The 2916-nt window shown below is 68.4% G+C and carries 5 protein-coding genes; 3 read left to right on the forward strand and 2 right to left on the reverse strand.

The window, feature by feature from the left end:
- The 3 genes from ON43_RS35125 to ON43_RS35130 all read left to right on the forward strand — a co-directional run.
- Positions 1-785, forward strand: a 785-nt coding sequence (locus ON43_RS35125; RefSeq protein ID WP_040814591.1) for an MFS transporter, incomplete at its 5' end; no start/stop codon positions are given.
- Positions 782-913 carry an MFS transporter small subunit gene (locus tag ON43_RS46945; RefSeq protein WP_281033406.1) on the forward strand — a complete coding sequence of 44 codons (132 nt, stop codon included), beginning with the start codon at positions 782-784 and terminating at the stop codon, positions 911-913. The genes ON43_RS35125 and ON43_RS46945, both read left to right, overlap by 4 nt.
- 105 nt (positions 914-1018) lie before the next feature.
- The gene (locus ON43_RS35130) at positions 1019-2065 is read left to right on the forward strand and encodes an extracellular solute-binding protein (protein ID WP_040814593.1); all 1047 of its coding nucleotides are present in this window, start codon (positions 1019-1021) and stop codon (positions 2063-2065) included.
- Between the two features lie 3 nt (positions 2066-2068).
- Here the strand turns inward: ON43_RS35130 and ON43_RS35135 are convergent, their stop codons facing one another.
- The gene (locus ON43_RS35135; RefSeq protein ID WP_040814594.1) at positions 2069-2449 is read right to left on the reverse strand and encodes a DUF5313 family protein; all 381 of its coding nucleotides are present in this window, start codon (positions 2447-2449) and stop codon (positions 2069-2071) included.
- Positions 2446-2916 (reverse strand): STAS domain-containing protein (locus ON43_RS35140; protein WP_157514288.1); only part of this gene is annotated, 471 nt, incomplete at its 5' end. The genes ON43_RS35135 and ON43_RS35140, both read right to left, overlap by 4 nt.

A 2916-nucleotide genomic window follows, 5' to 3' on the forward strand; every position in this document is an offset into this window, starting at 1 on the left:
CGGTGTTCATGTCCCTGGGCCCGCTGCTGGTGCGGGTGCCGCCGCCGGGGTGGCGACCGGCCGGGTGGACTCCCCCGGTGACCGCGGCCAGGCTGATCAGCCGCCACGACGTGACCGCCAACGACGCCATCCGGACGCCGCAGTTCTGGCTGCTGTGGATCGTGTTGTGCTTCAACGTGACCGCGGGCATCGGGATTCTGGAGAAGGCCGCGCCCATGGTGGTGGACTTCTTCAAGCACTCCTCGACCCCGGTGACCGTCACCGCGGCAGCGGGTTTCGTGGCGGTGCTCTCGGCGGCGAACATGAGCGGGCGGATCGGCTGGTCCTCGCTCTCGGACGTGATCGGTCGCAAGAACATGTACCGGATCTACCTCGGTGTCGGCGCGCTGGCGTATGCCCTGGTGTGGTTCGTGGGACGCGACAGCAAGCCGGTGTTCATTCTCGGCGCGATGGTCGTGCTGTCCTTCTACGGCGGCGGATTCGCCACCATCCCGGCCTATCTCAAGGATCTGTTCGGGACCTATCAGGTCGGCGCGATCCACGGGCGGCTGCTGACCGCGTGGTCGGTGGCGGGGGTGGCCGGGCCGCTGATCGTCAATGCCATCGCCGATTCCGGTGCGCGCCACGGCAAGACCGGGCCCGCGCTCTACGGCACCTCGTTCGCCATCATGATCGCCCTGCTGTGTGTCGGATTCCTGGCCAATGAGCTGATCCGGCCGGTGGCGGCGAAATACCATCGCGCGCCCGCGGAGTCGGCGGTCGCGCCGGAAGGAGCAGAGAAATGACCGAGCCCGCAGCCGAGTCCCCGTCGCGGCGACTGCCGCTGCTGATCTTCGCGTGGGTGTGGGTGGCCGTGCCCTTCGCCTACGGAGTGGATCGGCTGATCGTGAATCTGCTCAAGCTCTTCCACTAAACCTGTTCGACCAAGGATTCACCGGTTGTTCACCGGCACTCCCCCGCGGGGCCGGGGCGGCGGTCTACTCTTCCGCGACCGATCTTCAGAAAGGGCTCCCGCGGAATGTCGCTCCCCCGCCGCGTTTTCCTCGCGGCCGTCGTCACCTCGGCATTCGCCACGGCCGCCTGCGGCAAGCATGCCGAGTCGAATTCGACCCGGGCCGCCACCAGTTCGTGGACGCCGCCGCCCGGACTGTCCGGAGACCTGACGCTGTACTCGGCCAATCCGCAGGACCTCACCGACGAGCTGCTCGCGGCGTTCACCAAGGCGTCCGGGGTGAAGGTCACCGTGTTCAACGGCGAAACCGGCAAGATCACCGCCAAACTCGACAAGGAGGGCTCGCACCCGCTGGCGGACGTGGTCTACCTGGCGTCGTGGACCCCGGCCGCCCAGTACGACCTCGAGGGCCGCACCCTGCCCTACACCCCGCGCGGGGCCGATCGGATCCACGACGGCTGGATCGGCAAGGACCACGGCTTCATCGGCCGCGACGGCTCGGCACTGACCATGGTGGTCAACACCAAACTGTCCCCGCGCCTGCCCAATGACTGGGCCGATCTGGCCGCCCCCGAATTCCACGGCAAGGCGATCATGCCGGACCCTCGCGAATCCGGCACCGCCCGCGACCTGATCGCCGCCATGGTCAGCGCCTGGGGCAAGCCCCGCACCTGGGCCATGTTCGACTCCCTCTTCGACAACGGCATGACCGTCCGCGGCGGCAACGGCCCCGCGCTCGACGAGGTCACCGCCGGAAACTTCGCCGTCATCGTCGGCGGCGTCGACTACTCCGCCTACGACGCCGCCGCCAAAGGCGTGCCCCTGCGCGTCATCTCCCCCGCCTCCGGCACCATCATCACGCCCCGCCCCGTCTTCATCCTCAACACCACCCACAACCCCGCCGCCGCAAAAGCCTTGGTGGACTACATGTTCACCCCGGAAGCCCAGCAAATCACCGCCGCCCACAAAATGATCCCCGCCCGCACCGACATCCCCGTGGCCCCCGGCACCCGCACCTACGAAGACGTCAAGCAACTCCCCTTCTCCTGGGACTACATCAAGGGCAACGGCTCCCAGCTCCTCACCGAATTCACCACCCGCTATCTGATCTGAGTATCAGCCGCGACCGTGGGCACGTTCGTAGGCCGCGCGGGCGGCGGCGGTGCGGTCGCGTTCGCGCTGGTCGGCCAGCGCCGGATCCAGGCCGTGCTTGGCCAGGCGGGCGCGGCGGAAGACGTACATGAGCGCGGCCGTGAAGTAGATCAGCGGCAGGTACAGCAGCGCCATCATGGCCAAGCCCATCCACAGCGGGCCGGGAATGAGCAGGAACAGGCACAGCGGAGGGATGATCGGGATCAGGATGCGCAGCATGTAGCGGCGGGCGGCGCCCGGTCCGGTGAGGTCGTCGATCACCCACTGCGACATCGACGCCGGGAGCCTGCCGCCCGCGATATAGCGCAGGCGCTGAACGAGATTCGGGGTGGTGGCGTCGGTCAAAGGTGGCTGCTTTCGGCGGGGGTGGAAACGAGTTCGCGGGCGACCGCGATCGCGTCGGGGGTGTGTTCGAACAGGTGGCCCTCGCCGTCACCTGGCAGCGCCCCGATGGCGGACAGTCGTCGCCGGTGGTCCTCGCGCAGGCCCGAGAGGAGCACGGTGATGCCGCGGTGTTCGAGCTTGCCGATGGCGTCCTTGAGGGTGAGCGCGCCGGTGGTGTCGAGGGCGGTGAGATGGGACATGCGCAGAATGACCACCCGCACGTCGGACAGCTCGGCCAGCTCCAGCAGGAACCGGTGCGCGGCAGCGAAGAACAGCGGCCCGTCGAGGCGGTAGGCCACGATGTGGTCGTGCAGCAGCTCGTGCTCCTCGGCCAGGTGGTCCGCGTCGTCGAGCGGAATCTGGTGCAGCCGAGCCTCTCTGGCCACCGACCGCAGCGCCAGCAGCACCGCGATGCCCACGCCCACGGC

The sequence above is a fragment of the Nocardia concava NBRC 100430 genome, assembly GCF_000308815.1.
In the GTDB taxonomy this organism is placed as follows: domain Bacteria; phylum Actinomycetota; class Actinomycetes; order Mycobacteriales; family Mycobacteriaceae; genus Nocardia; species Nocardia concava.